This window comes from Nocardia sp. NPDC004260 (assembly GCF_053603155.1).
Genome location: NZ_JBSGEZ010000036.1, coordinates 37033 through 60856 on the forward strand (window position 1 = coordinate 37033; position 23824 = coordinate 60856).

General features: G+C 69.5%; 18 protein-coding genes. 12 read left to right on the top strand and 6 right to left on the bottom strand.

Annotated elements, in window-relative coordinates; genetic code table 11:
* Positions 1–256: 256 nt before the first annotated feature.
* The 6 genes from mqo (at position 257) to ACWEO7_RS21470 (ending at position 7179) form a co-directional block, all read left to right on the top strand.
* Positions 257–1771, top strand: coding sequence for a malate dehydrogenase (quinone) (gene mqo / locus ACWEO7_RS21445; protein ID WP_452425554.1), 1515 nt, complete (start codon positions 257–259; stop codon positions 1769–1771).
* Positions 1772–1790: 19 nt separating this feature from the next.
* Positions 1791–2246: a GNAT family N-acetyltransferase gene (locus tag ACWEO7_RS21450; RefSeq protein WP_379251410.1), complete on the top strand. Its 456-nt coding sequence runs from the start codon at positions 1791–1793 to the stop codon at positions 2244–2246.
* A 156-nt stretch (positions 2247–2402) separates the two neighbouring features.
* A complete protein-coding gene (locus ACWEO7_RS21455; RefSeq protein ID WP_452425597.1) occupies positions 2403–4415 on the top strand; it encodes a VWA domain-containing protein in 2013 nt (670 codons plus the stop codon).
* Between the two features lie 173 nt (positions 4416–4588).
* Positions 4589–5203, top strand: a complete 615-nt coding sequence (cobO, locus tag ACWEO7_RS21460; RefSeq protein WP_450019181.1) for a cob(I)yrinic acid a,c-diamide adenosyltransferase — start codon at positions 4589–4591, stop codon at positions 5201–5203.
* Between the two features lie 79 nt (positions 5204–5282).
* Positions 5283–6824 (top strand): cobyrinate a,c-diamide synthase, encoded by a 1542-nt coding sequence (locus ACWEO7_RS21465; RefSeq protein WP_452425556.1) that lies wholly within the window; start codon positions 5283–5285, stop codon positions 6822–6824.
* On the top strand, positions 6811–7179 hold the full coding sequence (locus ACWEO7_RS21470) for a cobalamin biosynthesis protein (RefSeq protein WP_452425558.1): 369 nt from the start codon (positions 6811–6813) through the stop codon (positions 7177–7179). The genes ACWEO7_RS21465 and ACWEO7_RS21470 overlap by 14 nt, the downstream gene beginning before the upstream one ends.
* Before the next feature lie 381 nt (positions 7180–7560).
* Here ACWEO7_RS21470 and ACWEO7_RS21475 read toward each other — a convergent pair whose 3' ends face one another.
* Positions 7561–8658, bottom strand: coding sequence for a hypothetical protein (locus tag ACWEO7_RS21475; protein ID WP_452425560.1), 1098 nt, complete (start codon positions 8656–8658; stop codon positions 7561–7563).
* Between the two features lie 2 nt (positions 8659–8660).
* Positions 8661–9791: a phosphotransferase family protein gene (locus ACWEO7_RS21480; protein ID WP_452425562.1), complete on the bottom strand. Its 1131-nt coding sequence runs from the start codon at positions 9789–9791 to the stop codon at positions 8661–8663.
* A 238-nt stretch (positions 9792–10029) separates the two neighbouring features.
* Between ACWEO7_RS21480 and ACWEO7_RS21485 the strand changes: the two genes are divergently transcribed.
* Complete coding sequence (locus ACWEO7_RS21485; protein WP_452425564.1) at positions 10030–11388, top strand: DoxX family protein; 1359 nt, start codon at positions 10030–10032, stop codon at positions 11386–11388.
* 66 nt (positions 11389–11454) lie between these two features.
* On the top strand, positions 11455–12813 hold the full coding sequence (locus ACWEO7_RS21490; RefSeq protein WP_452425566.1) for a DoxX family protein: 1359 nt from the start codon (positions 11455–11457) through the stop codon (positions 12811–12813).
* 17 nt (positions 12814–12830) lie between these two features.
* On the opposite strand, the gene ACWEO7_RS21495 is transcribed toward ACWEO7_RS21490, so the two are convergent.
* A complete protein-coding gene (locus tag ACWEO7_RS21495; RefSeq protein ID WP_452425599.1) occupies positions 12831–13274 on the bottom strand; it encodes a nucleoside deaminase in 444 nt (147 codons plus the stop codon).
* 198 nt (positions 13275–13472) lie between these two features.
* Here ACWEO7_RS21495 and cobA point away from each other — a divergent pair, with 198 nt between their 5' ends.
* On the top strand, positions 13473–14747 hold the full coding sequence (gene cobA / locus ACWEO7_RS21500; protein ID WP_452425568.1) for a uroporphyrinogen-III C-methyltransferase: 1275 nt from the start codon (positions 13473–13475) through the stop codon (positions 14745–14747).
* A gap of 330 nt (positions 14748–15077) precedes the next feature.
* The gene (locus tag ACWEO7_RS21505) at positions 15078–16538 is read left to right on the top strand and encodes an MFS transporter (RefSeq protein WP_452425570.1); all 1461 of its coding nucleotides are present in this window, start codon (positions 15078–15080) and stop codon (positions 16536–16538) included.
* A 2-nt stretch (positions 16539–16540) separates the two neighbouring features.
* On the opposite strand, the gene ACWEO7_RS21510 is transcribed toward ACWEO7_RS21505, so the two are convergent.
* The 3 genes from ACWEO7_RS21510 to yaaA all read right to left on the bottom strand — a co-directional run bounded on the left by ACWEO7_RS21510 (position 16541) and on the right by yaaA (position 20017).
* A complete protein-coding gene (locus tag ACWEO7_RS21510) occupies positions 16541–16954 on the bottom strand; it encodes a PPOX class F420-dependent oxidoreductase (RefSeq protein WP_452425572.1) in 414 nt (137 codons plus the stop codon).
* Between the two features lie 136 nt (positions 16955–17090).
* Positions 17091–18581, bottom strand: coding sequence for a CoA-acylating methylmalonate-semialdehyde dehydrogenase (locus ACWEO7_RS21515; RefSeq protein WP_452425574.1), 1491 nt, complete (start codon positions 18579–18581; stop codon positions 17091–17093).
* Positions 18582–19273: 692 nt separating this feature from the next.
* On the bottom strand, positions 19274–20017 hold the full coding sequence (gene yaaA / locus ACWEO7_RS21520) for a peroxide stress protein YaaA (protein ID WP_452425601.1): 744 nt from the start codon (positions 20015–20017) through the stop codon (positions 19274–19276).
* Between the two features lie 58 nt (positions 20018–20075).
* Between yaaA and ACWEO7_RS21525 the strand changes: the two genes are divergently transcribed.
* Positions 20076–21833: a proline--tRNA ligase gene (locus ACWEO7_RS21525; protein WP_452425576.1), complete on the top strand. Its 1758-nt coding sequence runs from the start codon at positions 20076–20078 to the stop codon at positions 21831–21833.
* Positions 21834–22018: 185 nt separating this feature from the next.
* Entirely contained in the window at positions 22019–23770 is a 1752-nt protein-coding gene (locus tag ACWEO7_RS21530) for an acyl-CoA dehydrogenase family protein (RefSeq protein ID WP_355070079.1), read from the top strand.
* Positions 23771–23824: the final 54 nt, after the last annotated feature.

Below are 23824 nucleotides of genomic sequence, written 5' to 3' on the forward strand. Positions count from 1 at the left end.
GCAGCCGCCGCCCGGCCGCCGAAGTGACGACCGTCTCTGTCGCATTCCGCACATTCCGCAGGTTCGCTGCGGGGTGGCGGCGTGGTGAGGTGCACAATTGGGCTTAGGTGAACGGCGGGTAACCTGACTCCCGCCATGCCGTTCGGAACCGGCGGACGCCGGAACCGAGCCACAACTACACCGTGCCCAGGCTGGTCCACCCGCCCGGTGGGCCCGCGCAGACAAGGAAGTCGATCTACCCGTGCCGAACGCTGCCATGACTGAAAAGACCGATGTAGTACTCATCGGTGCCGGCATCATGAGTGCCACCCTCGGCGCGCTGCTGCGGCAGCTGCAGCCGGACTGGTCGATCTCCCTGTTCGAGCGGCTCGACGCCGCCGCCGCGGAGAGCAGCGATCCGTGGAACAACGCGGGCACCGGACACTCGGCGCTGTGCGAGCTGAACTACAGCCCGCAGCGGCCCGACGGCTCGGTGGACATCACCAAGGCCGTCGACATCAACGAGCGCTTCCAGGTCTCCCGCCAGTTCTGGTCCTACGGCGTGGAGAACGGCATCCTGGGCGATCCGTCCGGCTTCATCAACCCCATCCCGCACGTCAGCTTCGTGCACGGCGCCGACGACGTGCAGTACCTGCGCAAGCGGTACGAGGCGCTGGCGCCGCACCCGCTGTTCGAGGGCATGGAGTACATCGACAGCCCCGACGAGTTCTCCCGCCGCCTGCCGCTGATGGCGCGCGGGCGCGACTTCTCCGATCCGATCGCGTTGAACTGGACCGACGGCGGCACAGACATCGACTTCGGCTCGCTCACCCAGGAACTGCTCGCCTACCTCGGCGCCTCCGGCGCCGACCTGGCCTTCGGGCACGAGGTGCGTGACCTGTCCAAGCAGTCCGACGGCTCCTGGCTGGTCACGGTCCGCAATGTACGCACCCGTGAAAGTCGCACGCTGAACAGCAAATTCGTCTTCGTCGGCGCGGGCGGCGGCGCGCTGCCGCTACTGCAGAAGGCGAATATCAAGGAAGCGAAGGGCTTCGGCGGGTTCCCGGTGAGCGGTCAGTTCTTCCGCTGCGTGAACCCGGCACTGATCAACCAGCACGAGGCCAAGGTGTACGGCAAGGCCGCGGTCGGCGCTCCGCCGATGTCGGTGCCGCACTTGGACACTCGCGTCATCAAGGGCAAGCCGGGCCTGCTGTTCGGCCCGTACGCGGGCTGGACGCCGAAGTTCCTCAAGGACGGCAAGAACACCGACCTGTTCAAGTCGGTGCGGCCGAACAACATCTTCTCGCTGCTCGGCGTCGGCGTCACCGAACTCGGCTTGACCAAGTACCTGGTCAGCGAGCTGCTGAAGTCGGAGGCGGGCAAGGTGATCACCCTGTCGGAGTTCATCCCGCGCGCCGAGGCCAAGGACTGGGAACTGATCACCGCGGGCCAGCGCGTGCAGGTGATCCGGCGCAAGGGCGCGGGTGGCGTGCTCGAGTTCGGCACCGCCGTGATCGCGGCCCAGGACGGCACGATCGCCGGCCTGCTCGGTGCGTCCCCGGGCGCCTCCACCTGCGTGACCGCCATGCTGGACGTGCTGCAGCGGTGCTTCCCGCAGGAGTACGCGGAATGGACGCCGAAGCTGAAGGAGATGGTGCCCTCGCTGGGCATCAAGCTCTCGGAGGACCCGGCGCTGTTCCACGAAGTGTGGGATTGGACCTCCAAGGCGCTCAACCTCGTCGACGGCGGCGACAACACGCCGAGACGTGCAGGGGTCGCGGCGAACGCCTAGGTTGTGATAGCAAGGCGCGATGATGTCAACGGTTGCTCTCAAACGCTCCTGGGCGCAGGATCTCGATACCGCGACGCTCTACCAGCTGTTGAAACTTCGCGTCGAAGTCTTCGTCGTCGAACAGAAGTGCGCGTACCCCGAACTGGACGGGAAGGACCTGCTTCCCGAGACTCGGCACTTCTGGCTCGATGACGAGGGCGAGGTCATCGCCACGCTGCGGTTGTGCGAAGAGCACCGCGACGGTGTGAAGAGCTTCCGCATCGGCAGGCTCTGCACCGCGGCTCCCGCTCGCGGACACGGGTACACCACGCGACTGCTGCAGGCGGCGCTGGCCGAGGTGGGCTCGGCGACGGTGCGACTGAGCGCGCAGAGCTACCTGATCGACCTGTACACCAAGCACGGCTTCAAGGTCGACGGCCCGGAGTTCGAGGAAGACGGCATCGCGCACGTGCCGATGCGCAGGGGAGGCGAGTAGCCACTCCATCCGCCATTCGCACCCGCTCCGGAAGTCTCCGGGGCGGGTGCGGCGCTTTCGGGGCCCGCCCGCATCGGTTCTGAATCGAAGGGCCCTGTCGGATGGGTGCGGGCGCGCCCTTAGAGTTGGGGCGTGTCCCTGTCCCATGCCGAAACAGTGCCTACGTCCGATCAGCGCGGCCGAACACTTTCCACCTCGGACGGTGAGGCGGGATTTCCCTTCTCGGCGGTGGTCGGGCAGGAACGGCTGCAACTGGCGCTGATTCTCTGCGCGGTGCATCCCGGTATCGGCGGCGTGCTGGTGCGCGGCGAGAAGGGCACCGCGAAATCGACCGTTGTGCGCGCGCTGGCGCAGTTGCTGCCGCCGGTGGTGGACGAGACCGGCGCACGGCCCGCTCGCTTGGTGGAGTTGCCGGTGGGCGCGACCGAGGACCGCGTGGTCGGCTCGCTGGACTTGGAGCGAGTGCTGCGCGACGGGGAGCAGGCGTTCCGTCCCGGCCTGCTGGCCGCCGCCCATCACGGTGTGCTGTACGTCGACGAGGTCAATCTGCTGCACGACCATCTGGTGGACGTGCTGCTGGACGCCGCGGCGATGGGCCGGGTGCACATCGAGCGCGACGGTGTGTCGCATTCGCACCCCGCGCGATTCGTTCTGGTAGGCACCATGAATCCAGAAGAGGGCGAGCTGCGTCCCCAGCTGCTGGACCGATTCGGCCTGACCGTGGACGTGGCCGCCTCCCGGGACGTGGACGTGCGCATGGCCGTGGTGCGCCGCAGGCTGGACTACGAGGCCGACCCGGCCCGATTCGCCGCGGGGTACGCCGAGGCCGACCGGGAAGTGGCCGAACGGATTCTCGCCGCTCGCGACCGGCTGGGACAGGTGGCGCTCGACGATGTGGAGCTGCGCCGGATCGCCGCGCTGTGCGCCGCGTTCGACGTCGACGGCATGCGCGCCGACCTGGTCGTCGCGCGCACCGCGACAGCGCATGCCGCATGGCGCGGCGGCGACGCGGTGACCGAGGACGACGTGCGGGTGGCCGCCGAACTGGCGTTGCCGCACCGGCGCAGGCGCGATCCGTTCGACGAGCCCGGCATCAGCGAGCAACAGCTCGACGACGCCATGCGCGACGCCGCCGCGGAGGCGCAACGCGAGCAGCCGTCGTCCGCGCAGCAGGACACCGGGGAGGCCGACGGTGCGGTGACGGACGACGAAAGACGGGCTCATCCGGGGGACGACCCGGACGACCCCCTACCGCCGGAAGGTCCTGGCGGAGGTCATGAAGACCCGTCGCCGCCGGACGGTCCGGGCGGCGGCCGTTCGGGTGAAGGCCGCACCGGCACACCGGTTTCCGCTGGTGCGCGGACACCGCGCTGGGAAGTGCCCGGAGTCGGCGAGGGCGCTCCGGGGCGCCGCTCACGCGCGGAGTCCCGGCACGGGCGAGCGGTGCGTTCCAGCACCGACACCGCCTCGGGGCTGCACCTGCTCGGCACCGTGTTCGCGGCCGCGCCGCATCAGCATGCGCGCGGGCGGGCCGCCGGGCCGTTGCGGCTGGCCGCCGAGGACCTCCGTGGTGCGTATCGGGAAGGCCGCGAGGGGAATCTGGTCGTGTTCGTCGTCGACGCGTCCGGCTCGATGGCCGCCCGCGACCGGTTGTCCGCGGTCACCGGCGCGGTCGTCACGCTGCTGCGCGATGCCTACCAGCGCCGTGACAAGGTCGCCGTCGTCACCGTGCGGGGTGCGGAGGCCGAACTCGTGCTGCCGCCCACCTCGTCGGTCGACATCGCGGTGCGCCGGTTGTCCGGGATGCGCACGGGCGGGAAGACGCCGCTGGCCGCCGGCCTGCTGAAGGCGCGCGAGATCGTGCTGCGCGAGCGGGTGCGGGATCCGCGCCGCAGGCCCATGCTGGTGCTGCTCACCGACGGTCGCGCCACCGGCGGCGCGGACCCGGTTCCCCGCGCCCGCGCCGCGGCCCGCTTGCTCGCCAGGGACGCGGTCACCTCGATCGTGGTCGACTGCGAACGCGGCATGATCCGCCTCGGTCTCGCCGCGGATCTGGCTCGCGACCTGCGCGGCGGATATCTGCGGTTGGCCGAGCTGACCGACGATTCGGTCGCCGATGTCGTGCGGTCGAGTTCCGCACGCCCGAGCGGTGCGGCTCGAGCGGCGTGAGCACGACTTTCGATCGGTGTGTCCGCTGCGAGCCGCTCGGCGGCACTCGCCTGGTGGGCGGCGCGATCGGTCGAACGAGCACGCGCCCCTTCGGTTCGTGCCGGTTGCGTGAGGTCGTGGCTTCCGGCCAGGACACGCTGTAGGTCGGAGTGATCCGAGAGCAAGGAGTTTCGATGCCCAAGGGTGTTCCCGAGACCGTTCCCGACGACGGGCTGACCACGCGGCAGCGGCGCAACCAGCCGGTGCTCGCCGTGCACACGGGGCCGGGCAAGGGCAAGTCGACGGCCGCGTTCGGGATGGCGCTGCGGGCCTGGAACCAAGGTTTCGACGTCGCGGTGTTCCAATTCGTGAAGAGCGCCAAGTGGAAGGTCGGGGAGGAAGCCGCCTTCCGCGCTCTCGGCACACTGCACGAGCAGACCGGCGCGGGCGGGCCGGTCGAATGGCACAAGATGGGCGAGGGCTGGTCCTGGACCCGCAAGCAGGGCACCGAAGACGACCACGCCGCGGCCGCGCTGGCGGGCTGGCAGGAGATCGCCCGCCGCCTGAAAACCGAACAACACCGTTTCTACGTCCTCGACGAATTCACCTACCCCCTCAAATGGGGCTGGGTGGACACCGCCGAAGTAGTCGAAACCCTCCGCACCCGCCCCGGAAACCAACACGTCGTCATCACCGGCCGCGACGCTCCCCAACCCCTCCTCGAAGCCGCCGACCTGGTCACCGAAATGACCAAACTCAAACACCCCATGGATGCGGGCCGCAAAGGCCAACGAGGCATCGAATGGTGATTTCCGCGAGTGGCACATGGCCGCGGCGAATCGCGAGAGGGCCGCACGAGGGTGTGCCATTCGCGAAGCGGAGGCGGGGATGAGAGCCGTTGTGGTGGCGGCGCCGGCGTCGGGGAGCGGGAAGACGACGGTGGCGACCGGATTGGTGGGGGCGTTGCGCCGGGTGGGGCATCGGGTGGCGCCGTTCAAGGTGGGGCCGGATTACATCGATCCGGGATATCACGGGTTGGCGGCGGGGCGGCCGGGGAGAAATCTGGATCCGGTGCTGGTGGGGGAGGAACGGGTTGTGCCGTTGTACCAGCACGGCGCGCGGGGGTGCGATCTCGCCGTGGTCGAGGGCGTGATGGGGCTGTTCGACGGGCGGATCGACGAACACTATTCCGGTGCGGTGGCGGAGGGTTCGACGGCGCAGGTCGCGGCCCTGCTCGGGGCGCCGGTGGTGCTGGTGGTCGACGCGCGCGGGCACAGCCAGAGCCTGGCGGCGCTGCTGCACGGATTCGCGACCTTCGACAGCGGCGTCCGGCTCGGCGGTGTGATCCTGAATCGGGTCGGCAGCGAACGGCACGAGCAAGTGCTGCGCGCCGCCTGCGATCGCGTCGGGTTGCCGGTGCTCGGGTCGTTGCCGCGCCTAGCCGAACTCGAGGTGCCCTCCCGGCATCTCGGCTTGATCCCGGCCGTGGAACACGGTTCGGCCGCGACAGCGGCGGTGGCGGCGATGACGGACCTCGTCGCCGCGCATGTGGACCTGCGCGCCGTCGCCGCACTTGCTCGCTCGTCGGTGGCGGGACCCGCGTGGGATCCCGTCGCGGCCGTGCGTGGGCTCGAAGGGGTAGAGGACACCGCGGCGTCGCTCGGTGAAGCCGGTGACATGGTGGCGTCGACATTTGCCGCCGGTGATCGGGACTCGCGCGTCTCCACGGAGCCTGGTGGTTTCTCGCGAGCCGTCGAAAGCGCGGACGGCGCGATCGTCATCGGTGGCCCCGCCGATCGGGAGGGTCCGCTGATCGCCGTGGCGGGTGGCCCGGCGTTCACGTTCGGCTATGCCGAGCACCGCGAGTTGCTGACGGCCGCGGGGGCGCAAGTGGTCGTCTTCGATCCGCTGCACGACGAATTGCCCGCCGGGACAGCGGGATTGGTGCTGCCAGGTGGCTTCCCAGAGGAGCACGCCGCGGCGCTGGCCGCCAATTCCGGCCTGTTGCGGGCGTTGGCCGAAGCCGCCCGCGACGGGATGCCGGTTCATGCCGAATGCGCCGGGCTGCTGTATCTGACCCGTTCGCTGGACGGGCACCCGATGGCCGGGGTGGTGGAGGCCGACGCCGCGTTCGGGCCGCGCCTGACGCTCGGTTACCGAGACGCCGTCGCGCTCGCCGACTCGCCGTTGTGGCGGGCCGGGGAACGGGTCCGTGGGCACGAATTCCACCGCACGCGCCTGGTGTCCGCGCCCCCACGGAATCCGGCGTGGGGATGGCGCGGAAGCGCGGGAGAACGCGTCCAGGAAGGGGCCCTCAGCGGCAACGTGCATGCCTCGTACCTGCATACCCATCCGGCGGGGAATCCCCGGGCGGTACGTCGATTCGTCACGGAGACAGCCCGTTTCGCGAGTTCCCGTGCCGTCCGCTGAGGTCGTCGTCGGCATCGGCCTGCGACCGCTCACTTCGGCCCGCACGATTCGCGCTGCACTGCACGAGGGCGTGGGCGACCATCGGATCGTGTGCCTCGCCACCATCACGCAGCGCTCCGCCGAACCCGGACTGCGCACGGTCGCCGCTGACCTCCGGGTGCCGCTACGGTCCTACTCCGCCGACGAACTGGCGGCGATCACCGTCCCGAACCCGGGAGACCGGACGCGTGCCGCCATCGGCACGGCAAGCGTCGCGGAGGCCGCGGCGCTGCTCGCCGCCGAAGGCGGGCCGCTGGTGCTGCCCAAGCACGTCCTGCACGGCGTGGTGCTCGCGGCAGCGCTGTACGAGCGGTAGAGCCGTTCGACCGGTTGCACGGACTTCCGCACGATCGCCGCATGGATGCGGGCCGTCTACTTGGCTCCCGACCGAGCGATGTGCACCGACTGCACCTCGTCAGCCCCGATGCGCCTGCGCGGCCGACCGCGCGAGTGGAACTCACGGATCGCGAGGTCCGCCCGCGTCTCGACGTATGAACGACCTCCGGACGGGGTCATTGGGATGGTCGCCCCGCAGGCCGGTCACTGCGCGAATGCGGCGCCGGCACCGCTGAACACTCGCTCCTGGCGGAAGATCCCACAAGGTGCTCGGGATGCTCCGGCGGCGAGGCGACCGCCGTCCCGGTCCGTTGACGCGGCGGCGCGCAGCACCCACGCGAGGGCCGCTCCGGCCCCTGTTTCAGGGTGCGACCGAGCCCCAGTCGGCGAAGCCGGTCGGGTCGTGGCGGCCGATGCTGGCGTGCTCGAACAGGCCCCAGCCTTCGGCGTCGCCGCAGCGGGCGCGGGCCACGTGGTCGGTGACGCCGTAGGGGATGCGGGCGGCGATCCCCGGATCGGTGAGGTCGTAGCGGCTGGAGGAGGACCAGTCGCGGCCCTTCCACTGGCCGTGCTGCCAATCGGGATCGCCGCCGTAGCCGCAGCCGACGTGCAAGGGAACGCCCGTGCCCGGCGTGATCTCGATCTCCAGGGGTTTGCCGTCCGGCGTGGTCAGCTCCAGTCGCGCCCCGACGGGAAGCCTGGTGCCGGAACGATAGTCGATGGCGATGCGGGGCCAGCCGAGCTGTTCGGTGCGTCCGTCCGGCCAGATCCGGGTCGCGTCGTTGAGGGTGCGCCTGCCGTCCGGCTCCTCCTGCACGATGACCACGACGGCGAAGTCGTCGAACCGCAGCGGCACGTACAGCCACCAGAATCCGCCCGGGGGCTCGGCGGCCGCGCGTCCTGGCGGCTCGGTCTCGCCGACCGGGCGGATGCCCCACGAGCGATCCCTGGTCCCGGTCCACACCGCCGGGTCGACCGTGATGTCGTCGCCGTCCACACGCAGCGTTCCCGCCCACGACCCGACCTGTGCGAATCGGGACGCGTCGATGATCGGCCGGTTGCCCGCGAGGATCAGGTGCGGTTGTTCCTGCACGGCGGGGAAGGCCCCGCTCCAGGTCAGGTCGAAGCCGAGATCGTCGTGCTCGCAGACCACCCGGATGCGCCGCAGCGGTTCGATCACTTCGACCCGGTAGCCGCCGACGCGCTGGTCGAGGCTCCGGTCGCCGAGCGCGTCGGAGAAGCGCACCGCGCGCACCGTGTCGCCGCGCCGGACGGCGGCGTAGGCGTCGGTCACCCCGAGGTTGGGGTACACGCCGAGACCGGTGATCAAAAACGTGCCGCCGTCGCGGTCGTGGGCGTTGAAGTAGCTGCGGTCGTAGAAGTTCCGATCGCTACTGGCCACCCGCGCCAGCGACAACGGGGTCTGGTGGATCGGGTACTCGTCCAAGGGCACAGGCATGATCAGTCCCATTCGTAGGTTCCGTCGAGCAGCGCTTCCAGGCTTGCCCGGTGCATGACGTAGTCGTCGCGGTCCGGCGTGTCGGTGTCCTCGCCGAAGTGGATCATCCTGCGTTTCACCCGCGCCATCACGATCGCGTGCCGCAGCGCGGCGTACACGATGTAGAAATCGAGATCGCGCACCGAGTAGCCGGTCAGCTCCTCGTATTTCGACACCACGTCGTCGCGGCGGAGGAAATCGGGGAGCCCCGGCTGCCCGAAGCGGGTGGCCAGGTCCTGGAAGAACCGGTGGATGAAGATCACCCACCCCAGGTCGAGTTCCCGCGGCCCGAGGGCGGCCATCTCCCAGTCCAGCACCGCCACCGGGTCGAATTCGCGGTAGATGATGTTGCCCGGGCGGGCGTCGCCCCAAGTGAGCACATCCGGGCCCGGGTCGGCGGGCCAGTGCTCCTCCAGCCAGGTGAAACTCCGCTCGATGAGTGGGATCTCGTAGCCGTCGTCCGCGAGCCCCCACCGGTACCAGGAGCGCTGCGCGGCGACATGCCTGCGCAGCGAGTCGCCCGGCCCGCTCAGCATCGGGAAGTGCGCCGCCGGGTCGGGGATGCCGTGGACCTTCGCGATCACCTCGACGGTGTTGTGGGTGAGCCGAAGGCGGTCGGCGGGATCGGCATCGAACAGCCAGCCGATGAACACGTACGGCGGGTTGTCCGTCGGCACCCGTCCGTCCACCCGGCGCATGACGAAGAACGGTGCGCCGAGCGGCTTTTCGTCGTTCTCCAGCCAGCACAGGCCCGGCACCGGCACGTCGGTGGCCGCGGCGACGCCGGCCATCACCTGGTACTGGGTGGTCAGGTCGTAGGTCTCGAAGACCGGGAACGATCCGGCCTCGGGCGCCATCCGCGCCACGAACGACCCGCGCTCCGCCCGACCCCCGGTGCTCCATTCGGCGTCGAACAGGATCGAGGTGCTGGACATGCCGCCGGACTGCGGACGCGACAGATCCGAGATGCGCGGCAACTCGTCCGCGGCGACCTTCGTGTTCAGCCAGCGCGCCAAAGATCCGGCGAGCGTGTCCAGGTCGCGTTCGCTGACGGTCAGCTGCTGTCGCTGTGCCGGGTCCGGATCGTCGGTCATCATTGTCCTCCTGACACGTGCGGCCCGGGTGCACCGCTGGCGGTGCGCCGGGATACGCGACTGTAACGCGTTCTAGTTATTGACGGGCCGGAACCGGGAACGAATCCCGGCGCCGCTCGGTGCGGCGGCATGTAGGCCGAAAGAAGTACTCGGAAATCCAGGGTTTTCCCGGAGGTCATCCCATGACCTGGTCGGATACTTTCGGCTGGCCAATCTGTCGGCCTGTGAGGGGAGCGGTGTGCGTACCGTCGAAATGGAAGTCCTGACGAGCGGCGAGGCGCGAACCGGTGACGAGCGGCGGCCGTGGAGCCTGCCGGCCCGGATCGCGTTCCGCTTCGTCTTCGCCTACTTCGGTCTGTTCTGCCTGCTGTTCGCCCAGATCCTCTTCGTCTTCACCGGGATACTGAGCAAGTGGCTGCCCGAGAGCGCGATCCTGTGGCAGATGCGCATGACGAGCCCGCTGGTCGGGTGGGTCGGCGAGCATGTCTTCGGAGTCGAAGCCGTCTTGCACGAGAATTCGGGCAGTGGCGACCAGGCCGCGATCTGGCTGCTGATCTTCTGCGAACTCGTCGCCGCGGCGCTGATCACGATCGCCTGGTCGATCCTCGACCGCCGCCGTCGGGACTACACGGCCCTGCGCAACTGGTTCCTGGTGTTCATCCGGCTGTGCCTGGGCGGCCAAATGCTCTTCTACGGTCTGGCCAAGGCGATTCCGTCGCAGATGCCCGCGCCTTCGCTGACCGCGCTGCTGCAACCGTACGGGACGATGAGCCCGGCGTCGGTGCTCTGGAACCAGGTCGGCGCCGCGCCCATGTACGAAATCCTCCTCGGTACGGCCGAGGTGCTCGGTGGCCTGCTGCTGTTCCTCCCGCGCACCGCGACGGCGGGCGCGTTGCTCTGTGTGGTGAGCATGGCGCAGGTCTTCGTGCTGAACATGACCTACGACGTGCCGGTGAAGATTCTCTCGTTCCACTTGCTGTTGCTCTCGCTGGTGGTGCTGGCGCCGCAGGCCGGGCGGTTGGCGAACCTGCTCGTGCTGGAACGTCCGTCCGAACCGGCCGCGCAGCCGCCGCTGTTCGGTTCCCGCCGCGCGAACCGGATCGCGGCGGTGGCGCAAGTGGCGCTGGGCCTGTGGGTGCTGATCGGCGGTGTGTACATCGGCTGGCACACCTGGCGCGAGTCGGGTGACGGCGCGCCGAAGCCTGCGCTCTACGGCATCTGGACCGTCGGCGAGTTCACCAGGGACGGGCATCCGGCGCCGCCGTTGCTCACCGACGAGGGCCGCTGGCGGCGGCTCGTCTTCGACCGCAAGGGCACGACCGTGCAGAAGATGGACGACTCGTTCGTGCCCGTCGTGGCGGTGGTCGACGAGGCCGCGCACACCATTGTTCTGTCGGAGGCTCCCGAGTCGGCAGGCGCTCCGCCCGCCCGCCTCGGCGCCTTCACCTTCACCCGGCCCGGTACGGACACGCTGTCGTTGACGGGTGAGCTGAACGGAACGCCGGTGACCTTGTCGCTGGACCGGATGGACCTGAATTCCTTCCCGCTGCGCGGCCGGGGATTCCACTTCGTTCAGGAATACCCGTACTTCCGCTGAAATCCCGTACGGCCACGGCTCTTTTCGATACCTTCGGTCTGCATCGACTCGGACTGGAGGGCCGCCGTGACCGAAGCGATCGTGGATCGGACAGACGCCGCCGCCGGCGCGGAGGACGCCGGGGTCCGGCCGTGGAGCGGGGCGACCCGGGTGACGTTCCGTTTCGGCTTCCTGTACTTCGGACTGTTCTGCCTGGTGTTTCCGTCGATCGTCCCGGAGTTCCTCGGACTGACCCGCGAATGGCTGCCGGACTGGGTGAACTACGGCGCAGCCCGCGCGCTGCGTCCGGTGGTGGAGGGGGCCGGGACGCGCGTGTTCGGCGCGTCCGTCGCGGCGAACACCGCTTCGATCAGCGGTGACCAGGCGTACTTCTGGGTGCTGGTGTTCGTCGTCCTGGTGGCCGCGGTGTTCGGAACCCTGCTCTGGAGCGTGCTGGATCGGCAGCGGCCGCATTACCGCGCCGTGCAACCGTGGTTCCTGCTGTTCGTGCGTTTGTGTCTGGCGGGGCAGCTGATCTCCTACGGCATGGCGAAGGCCGTCCCGACCCAGATGCCGCCCACACCGCTGAGCCGATTGCTCGAGCCCTACGGGAACTTCAGTCCGATGGCGGTGCTCTGGAACCACATCGGGGTGTCGCCGCAGTACGAGATCCTGCTGGGCTCGGCAGAACTGCTCGCCGGTGTGCTGCTGTTCGTGCCGCGCACCGCGCTGGTGGGCGCGATGCTCGCCTTGGTGTGCACGACACAGGTGTTCGTGCTGGACATGACCTACGACGTGCCCGCGAAAATCCTGTCGTTCCACCTGATGCTGCTGTGCCTGGTGCTGCTCGTTCCGGAGGCCGGGCGTCTGGCGAACGTGCTCGTACTTGACCGGCCCACCGGACCGTCGACGACACCGCCGTTGCTGCATTCGCCCCGGGCCCGCCGGATCGCGGCCGCGGTGCAGATCGCGCTCGGGGTGTGGCTGGTGTTCTCGAACGCCTACACCGCCTGGGAAAGGTGGAACGAACAGGGAGCCGGGCGGCCGGAACCTCCGCTGTACGGCATCTGGGCGGTCACCGACTTCAGCGTGGACGGCAAACCGCTTCCACCGTTGAGCACCGATCAATTACGTTGGCAGAAAATCGTTTTCGACCGGGACGGGGCGACCGTGCAACGAATGGACGGTCAGTTGGTCCCGGTGCTCGCCATGGTCGATCCCGGCGCGCGCACGCTTGTCATGGCCGCGCCGCCGACGGCCGTCGGCGCGGGACCGCAACCGCTGGGCAGTTTCGGCTTCGACCGGCCCGCGCCCGAGCGGCTGACCTTGACGGGCACGTTCGCCGGGCAGCCGGTCTCGGTGGCATTGACCTCGGTCGCGCTCGAGGACTTCCCGTTGCGCAGCCGGGGTTTTCATTGGGTGCAGGAATATCCGTATTTTCGCTGAGCCGCCCTCGGCTCGGGTCAAGCCTCGAGATCGTCGGCGAATCCGATGTCCTCGTGCCATAGCGCGGGATGCTCGGCGATGAAGCGGGTCATCAGTTCGATGCAGCGCCGGTCTTCCAGGACGGTGACGGCGACGCCGTGCCCGGCGAGCCATTCGTGCCCGCCGGAGAAGGTCTGCGACTCCCCGACCACCACCGAGCCGATGCCGAACTGACGGACCAGGCCGCTGCAATACCAGCACGGCGAGAGCGTGGTGACCATGATGGTGTCGCGGCAATCGCGACGACGTCCCGCCGCGCGGAAGGCGTCGGTCTCGGCGTGCATGCTGGGGTCGCCGGACTGCACCCGGCGGTTGCGGCCACGCCCGAGCAGGGCGCCGCCCGCGTCGAAGAGGGCGGCGCCGATCGGGATCCCGCCCTCGGCGAGCCCGCGCAGCGCCTCGTCGTAGGCCACGTCGAGCAGTCGTGCCGGTGTCGGCTGCTTCATCGGTCCGCCTTTCCGAGCTGGACGACTACACCGCAACCTACCGCCGCGGACCACCGAATCGCTTGTTACCGCTGGTCACAGTAGGTTTGCCCGGCCGCGTGGTCGTTGCGTCGTCCGTGCGGGCGTGCCGGTCGATTGCCGGTGCCCGACGGTCACGCCGTAGGCTCGAAACTTGTGCCGAACACGTCAGACGCAACGCAAGATCAGCCCACCGGCGACCCGAACTACCTGGTCGGGCTCGATCTGCACGGACGGCGTGTCGTGGTGGTCGGCGGTGGGTCGGTGGCGCAGCGCAGGCTGGGCCTGCTGATCGCCTCCGGCGCGGACGTCCACGTGGTGAGTCGTGCCGTCACGCCCGCGGTCGAGGGAATGGCGAGCTCCGGGCAGATCACGGTCACGCTGCGCGATTACGCCGACGGCGACCTCGACGGCGCCTGGTACGCGATCGCGTGCACCGACGAACCCGAGACCAACGCGGCGGTGGTGGCCGAGGCGACCCGGCGGCGGGTCTTCTGCGTGCGGGCCGACACGGCACGGCTGGGCACGGCGGTCACCCCGGCCACCGCACGCTACGACGGGCTCACCCTCGGTGTGCTCGCGAGCGGGCAGCACCGGCGCTCGGCGGCCGTGCGCAACGCGTTGCTGGAAGCGCTGCAATCCGGTGTCGTGAGCGACGACTCGACGCCGATCGCGCCCGGTGTCGCCCTGGTGGGCGGTGGCCCCGGTGATCCGGACCTGATCACCGTGCGCGGACGGCGGCTGCTGGCCAGGGCGGATCTGGTGGTGGCCGACCGGCTCGCGCCGCCGGAACTGCTCGCCGAGCTCGGGCCCGAGGTCGAGGTGGTCGACGCCGCCAAGATCCCGTACGGGCGGGCGATGGCGCAGGAGGCGATCAACAACGCGCTGATCGAAGGTGCGAAGGCGGGCAAGTTCGTGGTGCGGCTCAAGGGCGGCGACCCGTACGTGTTCGGGCGCGGGTACGAGGAGCTGGAGGCCTGTATGGCCGCCGGGGTCCCGGTCACGGTGGTGCCCGGCGTCACCAGTCCCATCTCGGTGCCGGCCGCGGCGGGTATCCCGGTGACCCATCGCGGCGTCACCCACGAGTTCGTGGTGGTGAGCGGGCACGTCGCGCCGGATCACCCGGATTCGCTGGTGGACTGGCCCGCACTGGCCCGGCTGCGCGGCACCCTGGTGCTGATGATGGCGGTGGAGCGGATCGAACAATTCGCCGCCGCGCTGCTGGAGGGCGGTCGTCCGGCGGGTACCCCCGCCACCGTCATCCAGGAGGGCACGCTGCGCACGCAGCGCGTGCTGCGCGCCGATCTCGGCACAGTGGCCGCCGGCGTGCGCGCCGAGGGCATCCGCCCACCCGCGATCGTGGTGATCGGCCCGACCGCCGGTTTCTCCGCCGACGCGCTCGTTCCGCACGCCGACTCCGCGGCGGGCTAGCGTCCGCGGCGGTGCGGCGATCCGATTCCGCGAGACCATGGCCACATCGACCGCCGCCCGTCCCGGTCCCGGTGGCACCCGTGCCGGTGGCCGCCCGCTGAGTGCGCGTCGTCGCTCGCGGGCCCCCGATCCGCCCCGCGACGTGCCGCACAGCAGGTCGCCCAGTCGGCCGAGGGCCGGCAGTGGAGCGGACGAGCCGGAGACCATCCGGCCCGCCCGGATCACAGGGTCAGCTCCTCGTCGTGGGGTGCGGTCGGGTCGGTGGGCGGACAAATACGGCAGCGGCATCAATTACAGTGACTCACTGTGCTTCGGAACCCCGCTGCGACGATGCAGTATCCAGTGACGCAGCGGGCCTTCGGGCTCGCGATCCTAGTCCTGAGCGGATTGCAGCTCATGGTCGTGCTCGACGGCACGGTCGTGATCTTCGCGCTGCCGCGGCTGCAAGAGGAGATGGGGTTGTCCAGCGCGGGCAGCGCGTGGACGGTGACCTCCTACGGGCTCACCTTCGCGGGTCTGATGCTGCTCGGCGGCAGGCTCGGTGACGCGTTCGGCCGCAAGCGCATGCTCGTGGTCGGTGTCGCGGTGTTCACGCTGGCCTCGCTGTTGTGCGGATTGGCGCAGAACCAGGCGATGCTGCTCGCCGCGCGGGCCTTCCAGGGCGCGGGCGCGGCCGTCGCGGCACCGACCGCGTTCGCGCTCGTGGCGACGACCTTCGCGCCGGGCAAGGCACGCAACCAGGCGATCGCGATCGTCGGGTCGATGGTCGGCATCGGCTCCGTCGGCGGCCTCGTGGTCGGCGGCGCGCTGACCCAGTTGTCGTGGCGGTGGATCTTCCTGATCAACGTCCCGATCGGCGCGCTGATCATCCTCGGCGCGGCCTACAAGCTCGCCGATACCGAACATCACCGTTCGGCCCTCGACATCCCCGGCGCGGTGCTCGGCACCTTCGCCTGCGCATCGATCGTGTTCGGCGCGACCGAGGGACCGGAGATGGGGTGGGGGCACCCGGCGATCATCGGTTCGCTGATCGCGGGCGTCGTGCTGCTGATCGTCTTCGTGGCGCTGGAACGGCGGGTGGACGACCCGCTGCTGCCGTGGTCGCTGTTCGACAGCCGTGACCGCGTCGCCACCTTCCTCCTGATCTTCCTGGCCGGTGGGGTCCTGGGCGCGATGACCTTCTTCGTCGCCCAGTTCATGCAGAACGTCATCGGGTACGGGCCGCTCAAAGCGGGCGTCGCGGCGATCCCGTTCACCGTCGGCATCGGCATCGGCGGCGCGGTGGCCTCCAAGGCGGCGCTCTACATCGCGCCGCGCTGGCTGCTCGCGGGCGCGGCCGCGGTGCTCGGCGTCGGTCTGCTGTTCGGCTCGACCCTCGACGGCGAGGTCATGTATTTCGCCACGCTGCTGCCGCTGCTGGTGGTGATCGGCTTCGGCGTCGGCATCGCCATGGTGCTCGCACCGCTGTGCGTGCTGGTCGGCGTGCCGCCCGCCAATATCGGCCCGCTGGCCGCGGTCGGGCAGATGTTCATGAACCTGGCCACCCCCGTGGCCATCGGCCTGCTCACCCCGATCGCCGCCTCCCGCACCCTCTCACTCGGCGGCCGCACCGAGAAGGTGGCCGGGATGACGTCCGCGGAGATCGCCGCGCTCGGCAACGGCTACACCTTGGTGCTGTTCGTCTGCGCCTTCGCCGCATTCGCGGCCGGGCTGGTCGCCCTGACCCTGCGCTTCACCCCGCAGCAACTGGCCATGGCCCAGCACGCCCAAGAAGAAGCCCAGCAGGCCTGAACTCAGAACCTCCCCGCTACTCGACGGGGTGTCACGCGCACGATGACGCGCGGGCCGTCGTTGACGGAGGCGGGATTGAAATCCACGTACTTCTGTCCGGTGTACTTCGCCGACAGCTCGTTGGGCAGCGTCTTCTCCGGATCGGGCGTGAGGGTCGCGCTGCCCCGGATCTCCGCGTAGACGTACGGGTTGTCCGGCGGATTGATCAGCACGGTGATGCGCGGGTCGCGCGCGAGGTTCTTGCCCTGCTGGCGATCTGTGGTGGTGGAGAAGAGCAGGTCGTTGCCGTCGCGCTTCAGCCAGATCACGGTCAGGTGCGGCTGCCCGTTGGGACCGATCGTGGCCGCGGTGGCGAAGACCTTCTCTTCGTCCAGGTACTTCTTCAGTTCGTCGGAGAACTCTGCGGTGATGGTCACGCTCTGAGCGAACAGCGCGAGACGGCACCGCATTCCCGTCGGCCGCGAAAGACGCTGCCACTCAGACGGTGTGCCGGTCCGCCGCCGCCAACGCGTGGTCCAGAATCGCCAGCCCCTCCTTCGCCTCGGTCTCCGCCTACCTGTTCTGGGGGAAGCCGAGGTTCAGTCCACCGTGGCTGGGATCGAGCCAGCGGGTGGTGACCGCTTTGGTGCGGGTGAAGAACCGCACGCCGTCGGTGCCGTGCGCGTGCGCGTCGCCGAACAGCGAGTTCTTCCAGCCGCCGAAGCTGAAGTAGGACATCGGAACCGGGATCGGCACGTTGATGCCGACCATCCCGACTTCGACCTCGTTGTGGAAGCGGCGCGCGGCGCCGCCGTCGTTGGTGAACAGGGCGGTGCCGTTGCCGTAGGGATTGGCGTTGATCAGCGCCAGCGCGTCGTCGTAGCTGTCGGCGCGCACCACCGACAGCACGGGTCCGAAGATCTCGTCGGTGTAGACGCTCATGTCGGTGGTGACCCGGTCCAGAATCGTCGGACCGAGCCAGAAGCCGTCGGCCGCGCCGTCCGCTTCGACGCCCCGGCCGTCGAGAACCACGGTGGCTCCGGCGGATTCACCCGCCGAGATGTACTCGGCGACCCGGTCGCGGTGCGCCCGGGTGACCAGCGGACCCATGTCGGCGCCCCGGGTGCCGTCGCCGGTCCTGATGGTCCCCGCCCGCTCGGCGATCTTGCCGACCAGCGCGTCGCCCGCCCCGCCAACGGCGACCACCACGCTGATCGCCATGCACCGCTCGCCCGCCGAGCCGAACCCGGCGTTCACCGCGGCGTCGGCGGCCAGATCCAGGTCCGCGTCCGGCAGTACCACCATGTGGTTCTTCGCGCCGCCGAGCGCCTGCACCCGCTTGCCCGCGGCGGTGCCGCGCTGGTAGACGTACCGGGCGATCGGCGTCGAGCCGACGAACGAGACGGCCTTGACGCCCGGGTTGTCCAGCAGTTCGTCGACCGCCACCTTGTCGCCTTGCAGCACGGTGAACAGGCCCGCGGGCAGTTCGGCTTCGGCCCACAGCCGCGCCAGCCACAGCGACGGGGAAGGGTCCTTCTCGCTCGGTTTGAGCACCACCGTGTTGCCCGCCGCGATGGCGATCGGGAAGAACCACATCGGCACCATCGCGGGAAAGTTGAACGGCGAGATGATCGCGACCGGCCCGAGCGGCTGGCGGATGGAGAAGATGTCGACCTTGGTCGAGGCGTTCTCGGTGTAGCAGCCCTGGAGTAGATGCGGTATGCCGCAGGCGAATTCTACGACTTCCAGGCCGCGGCTCACCTCGCCGACGGCATCGGCGACGACCTTGCCGTGTTCGGCGGTGATCAGCCGGGCCAGCTCCTGCTTGCGTTCGTTCAGCAGCTCACGGAAGCGGAACAGGATCTGGGTGCGCCGGGTCAGCGAGGTGTCCCGCCAAGCCGGAAAGGCCTTCGCGGCGGAATCGATGGCCGCGCGGGTATCGGCGACAGTCGCCAGCGCGACCTGCCCGGTCACTTCGCCGGTCGCCGGGTTGGTCACCGGCGCCGTCGTCTCGCCGGTGCCCGCGAAAGCTTTGCCGTCGAGCCAGTGCGCGATGGTTTGCATGTCTCCTCGATTCGATCGGTGAGCATCGGCGGTGCCGTGGCTCCCGCCTGGACCGGATCGGGGGGCGAGAACGCGGCCTGACTACCACTGTCCGGCATACACCCTTCTCGGTGTGCCGACGATCAGTAAGGAATTCGTGAGCGAGTATTACGATTCGTCGTGCCCGGGGTGTCGCCCGCTGTCGCGGCGACGGCCGACGCGCTGGGGCTTCCTTTGATCGCGCTGCACCGGGTGACCCGATTCGTGGAGATCACCGAGGCGGTACACAGGGTGATCGTCGCCGAGCAGTACGCCGCAGTGGAGTTCGCGCGCACCGTGCACGAGACGTTCACGGAGCCGAGTGTGCGCCGCGCCGCGCTGGCCGAGATCGTGCAGACCGCGGCGGCGATGCTCGACGCGTCGGTGGTGCTGGAGGACCTGGTCCACCGGGTGCTGGCCCTGCCCGCGCGCCACGCGTCCGCCTCGGCGGTGCTGGAGAACTGGGAGGCCACCTCCCGCTTGCTGCCGGACGACTGGAACGCGGTGGCCGTCGGCCCGCACCCGCAGCGCTGGGGACGGTTGATCCTGCGCGCCGACGGCGTGCCGACCGCACGGGCGCGCAGCCGCCCCACCCTCTACGAACGGCTCAGAGGCGGCCCGAGCCAACCTCGCGGCCGAACTGGCCGCGCTCACCACGGAACCGCCGGACGCGTTCAGGTGATGATCAGAAGTTCGGTGGCAGAGGCGATCTCGGCGCGCAACCCCGCTTTGGCCGCCACCCGTGCGACGCCCCGCACGTCGGCTGGTTCGGCTCTGGTGAGCACGAGGGCACGCGCCAGCAGACCCTTGTGGTGTTTGTTGAAATGACTCACCACCGTGCGCGACCCGTCCGGATGCTCGGTGAGGACGTTGGCGGTGATCGCGCCGGGCACCCGCCCCAACTGCTGATAGGTGCCCGAGCGCAGGTCGACGACGAGTTCGCCCGCCGCCTCGGCGTGCAGCGCCGCCGCGAGCTCGTCGCGCCAGACGGCCGAAAGAGTCGGCAGACCGGGTAGTTTCGAGCCGCCGGACAGACGGTATGCGGGAATCGGGTCACCGGCGCGGACCGCGCCGAACAACGCGGAGCCGATACCGAGCCGGGCATCCGCCTTGGCCCGCTGCGCCTTGGTGAACGAGCGCGCGTCGAGCGCGTCGTAGAGCACGCCGGTGTAGCGCTCCAGCGCGGGCCGCGTCGGCGAGGTGCGCAGCGCGGCGTTGCGGGCGACCTCGCCGTCGGCCCCCTTGCCCAGGCCGAGCGCGGTCCGGGAGCGTTCCGGGTCGGCCGCAAGGCGCACCACTTCCTCGATCAGCCGGGCGCGCACCGCCGTGAGCTGCGGCATCGCCAGCGAGTCCAGGGTGAGCGGCGCGCCGGCGCCGCCGTCGGACTTGGTTTCGGAGGGAGGCAGCAGGACCAGCACGAACGAATACGGTAATGCGCTGGGACCGGCGTCCGGCCAGCGACTACCCTGTGCTTCCGTGATCACCCGCCTCTCCCGCCTGTTCCTGCGTACCCTCCGCGACGATCCCGCCGACGCGGAGGTGCCCAGCCACAAACTCTTGGTCCGTGCCGGCTACGTGCGCCGCGTCGCCCCGGGTGTCTACTCGTGGCTGCCGCTGGGCCTGCGCGTGCTGCGCAAGGTCGAGGACGTGGTGCGCGCGGAGATGGACGCGATCGGCGGGCAGGAGATCTCGCTACCCGCGCTGCTGCCACGCGAACCGTACGAGACCACCAACCGGTGGACCGAGTACGGCGACGGCCTGTTCCGGCTGCGCGACCGCAAGGGCGCGGACTACCTGCTCGGGCCCACCCACGAGGAGCTCTTCGCGCTCACGGTGAAGGGCGAGTACAGCTCCTATAAGGACCTGCCGGTCACGCTGTACCAGATCCAGACCAAGTATCGCGACGAGGAGCGCCCGCGGGCGGGCATCCTGCGCGGGCGCGAGTTCGTGATGAAGGACTCCTACTCCTTCGACCTGGACGAGGACGGCCTCAAAGCCAGCTATCACGCGCACCGCCAGGCCTACCAGCGCATCTTCGACCGGCTGCGGGTCAAGTACGTCATCGTGGCCGCCACATCGGGCGCGATGGGCGGCAGCGCGTCGGAGGAGTTCCTGGCCGACAGCCCGGTCGGCGAGGACACCTACGTGCGCTGCCCGGAGTCCGGCTACGCGGCCAACGTGGAGGCGGTGGTCACGCCCGCTCCCGAACCGCTGCCCATAGAAGGACAGCCCGAGGCGGTCGTGCACGACACCCCGGACACTCCCACCATCGCGACGCTGGTGGCCTGGGCCAACGGCGCGGGCATCGCCGAGCGCTACGGCCGCCCGGTCACCGCGGCCGACACCTTGAAGAACGTGATGGTCAAACTGCGCCATCCGGACGGGAAGACCGAGATCGTCGGCATCGGTGTCCCCGGTGACCGCGAGGTCGACGACAAGCGCCTCGGCGCCTCGGTCGAACCGGCCGAGGTCGAGCTGCTCACCGAAGCGGACTTCGCCGAGAATCCGTTCCTGGTCAAGGGCTACATCGGCCCGAAGGCGCTGCAGGCCAACGGCGTTCGGTACCTGGTCGATCCCCGCGTCGGCACCGGCACCAGCTGGATCACCGGCGCCGACGAGCCCGGCAGGCACGTCGTCGGCCTGGTCGCGGGCCGCGACTTCGTCCCGGACGGCACCATCGAGGCCGCCGAGGTCCGCGACGGTGACCCCTCGCCCGACGGGCGCGGCACCCTTGTGGCGGCCCGCGGCATCGAGATCGGCCACATTTTCCAGCTCGGCAACAAGTACACCGACGCGTTCGAGGTGGACGTGCTCGGTGAGAACGGCAAGCCGGTGCGGCTGACCATGGGGTCCTATGGCATCGGCGTCTCACGCATGGTCGCGGTGATCGCCGAGCAGCAGCACGACGACAAAGGGCTGCGCTGGCCCGCGGCGGTGGCGCCCTACGACGTGCACGTCGTCATCGCGAACAAGGACGACGCGGCCCGCGCGGGCGCCGAAGAGGTGGTGTCCGGCCTGCACGCGCAGGGCTTGGACGTGCTCTTCGACGATCGCACCGCCTCGCCGGGCGTGAAGTTCAAGGACGCCGAACTGCTCGGCATGCCGCTGGTGCTGGTGATCGGCCGCGGCTGGGCCGAGGGCAAGGTCGAACTGCGCGACCGCTTCACCGGCGAGACCGAGGAACTCCCCGCCGCCTCCGCGGTGGACGCGGTGGTGGCCAGAGTTCGCGGCTGACCTGTTTGCCCGGACGGCCCCCGGCAGAAAATGCCGGGGGCCGTTCGCTATCGGCACGAAGGCCGCAGGAGAATGCGCACGCGGGAGCGGGACGATGTCACCTACGCGACCGTAACCTGAATTCGCTGGTTACAGATCCGCGGACCTCCTCCACGCTGCTATTACCCGCTGGTAAGTTAACCGGCATGACAAACACCGACGTGCGGTTGTTCAACCCCGCCACCTATGATCCGCAGCAGTTCGACGCCGAGACGCGGCGCCTGCTGCGCGCCACGATCGAGTGGTTCGAGGGGCGGGGCAAACAGCGTCTGCTCGCCGACGACGCGAACGCGGTGTGGACCGCGGACTTCCTCGACTTCGTGAAGAAGGAGAAGTTGTTCGCCACCTTCCTGACCCCCGCGGCGTATGCCGACGGTGACCCGGACCGCCGCTGGGACGCCGCGCGCAACGCGGCGCTGTCGGAGATCTTCGGCTTCTACGGTCTGGCGTACTGGTACGCCGAGCAGGTGACCATCCTCGGCCTCGGCCCGATCTGGCAGAGCGACAACGAGGCCGCCAAGAAGCGCGCGGCCGCCGACCTGGCCGCGGGTGAGGTGATGGCGTTCGGTCTGTCCGAGCAGACCCACGGCGCCGACATCTACAACACCGACCTGGTATTGACCCCGACCGAGCCGGGAAGCGCGGACGCCGAAGCCGGAATCCTCTTCCGCGCCAACGGCGAGAAGTACTACATCGGCAACGGCAACGTGGCCAGCATGGTGTCGGTGTTCTCCCGCCGCGCCGACCTCGAAGGTGCCGACGCGTACGTCTGGTTCGCCGCCGACTCCCGGCACGAGAACTATCGCCTGCTCGGCAACGTCGTACATCAGCAGATGTACGTGAGCACCTTCCGGCTGGAGAACTACCCGGTGCGCGCCGAGGACATCTTGCACACCGGCCCCGAGGCGTTCTCCGCGGCGCTGAACACCGTGAACGTGGGCAAGTTCAATCTGTGCCACGGCGGAATCGGCATGGTCGAGCACTCCTTCTACGAGGCGATCACCCATGCGAACAACCGCGTCCTCTACGGCAACCCGGTCACCGAATTCCCGCACGTACGGGCGAATTTCGTCGACGCCTACGCGCGCATCATCGCGATGAAGCTGTTCAGCGACCGCGCGATCGACTACTTCCGCGGCGCGAGCCTGGAGGATCGCAGGTACCTGCTGTTCAACCCGATGACGAAGTCCAAGGTGACCTCCGAGGGCGAAACCGTCATGACGCTGCTGCTGGATGTGCTGGCCGCCAAGGGATTCGAGAAGAACACCTACTTCGCCGAGGTGCAACGGCTGATCAGCACGCTGCCCCGGCTCGAGGGCACGGTGCACGTGAACGTCGGGCAGATCCTGAAGTTCATGCCCAACTATCTGTTCGACCCGCAGGACTACCCGGAGATCGGCACCCGGCAGGACGCGGCCGACGACGCGTTCTTCTGGCGCCAGGGCCCGGCGCGGGGCGCGGGCAAGGTGCGCTTCGCCGACTGGGCGCCGATCTACGACAAGCACGCCGACATCCCGAACGTGAGCCGGTTCTACGAGCAGGCGCAGGCGCTGCGCACGCTGCTGACCACGGCGGCCCCGGACGCCGCGCAGCAGAAGGACCTGGACTTCATGCTGACCATCGGCCACCTGTTCTCCCTGGTGGTCTACGGCCAGTTGATCCTGGAGCAGGCCGCGATCACCGGCTTGGACCGCGACCTGATCGACCAGATCTTCGACTTCCAGGTCCGCGACTTCAACGGCTACGCGACCGCGCTGTACGGCAAGCCGTCGGCCACGCCGGACCAGCAGGGCTGGGCGGCATCCGCGTTGCGGCCGCCGGTCGCCGATCGCCCGCGCTTCGACCGGGTGTGGGCCGAGGTCGCGTCCTACGACGGCGCGTACGAGATGCGGCCGTAGGCCGGTTGTCGAGCGAACGGCGGCCCGAGTCGCCCGCGGCCGCCGTTCGCGTCG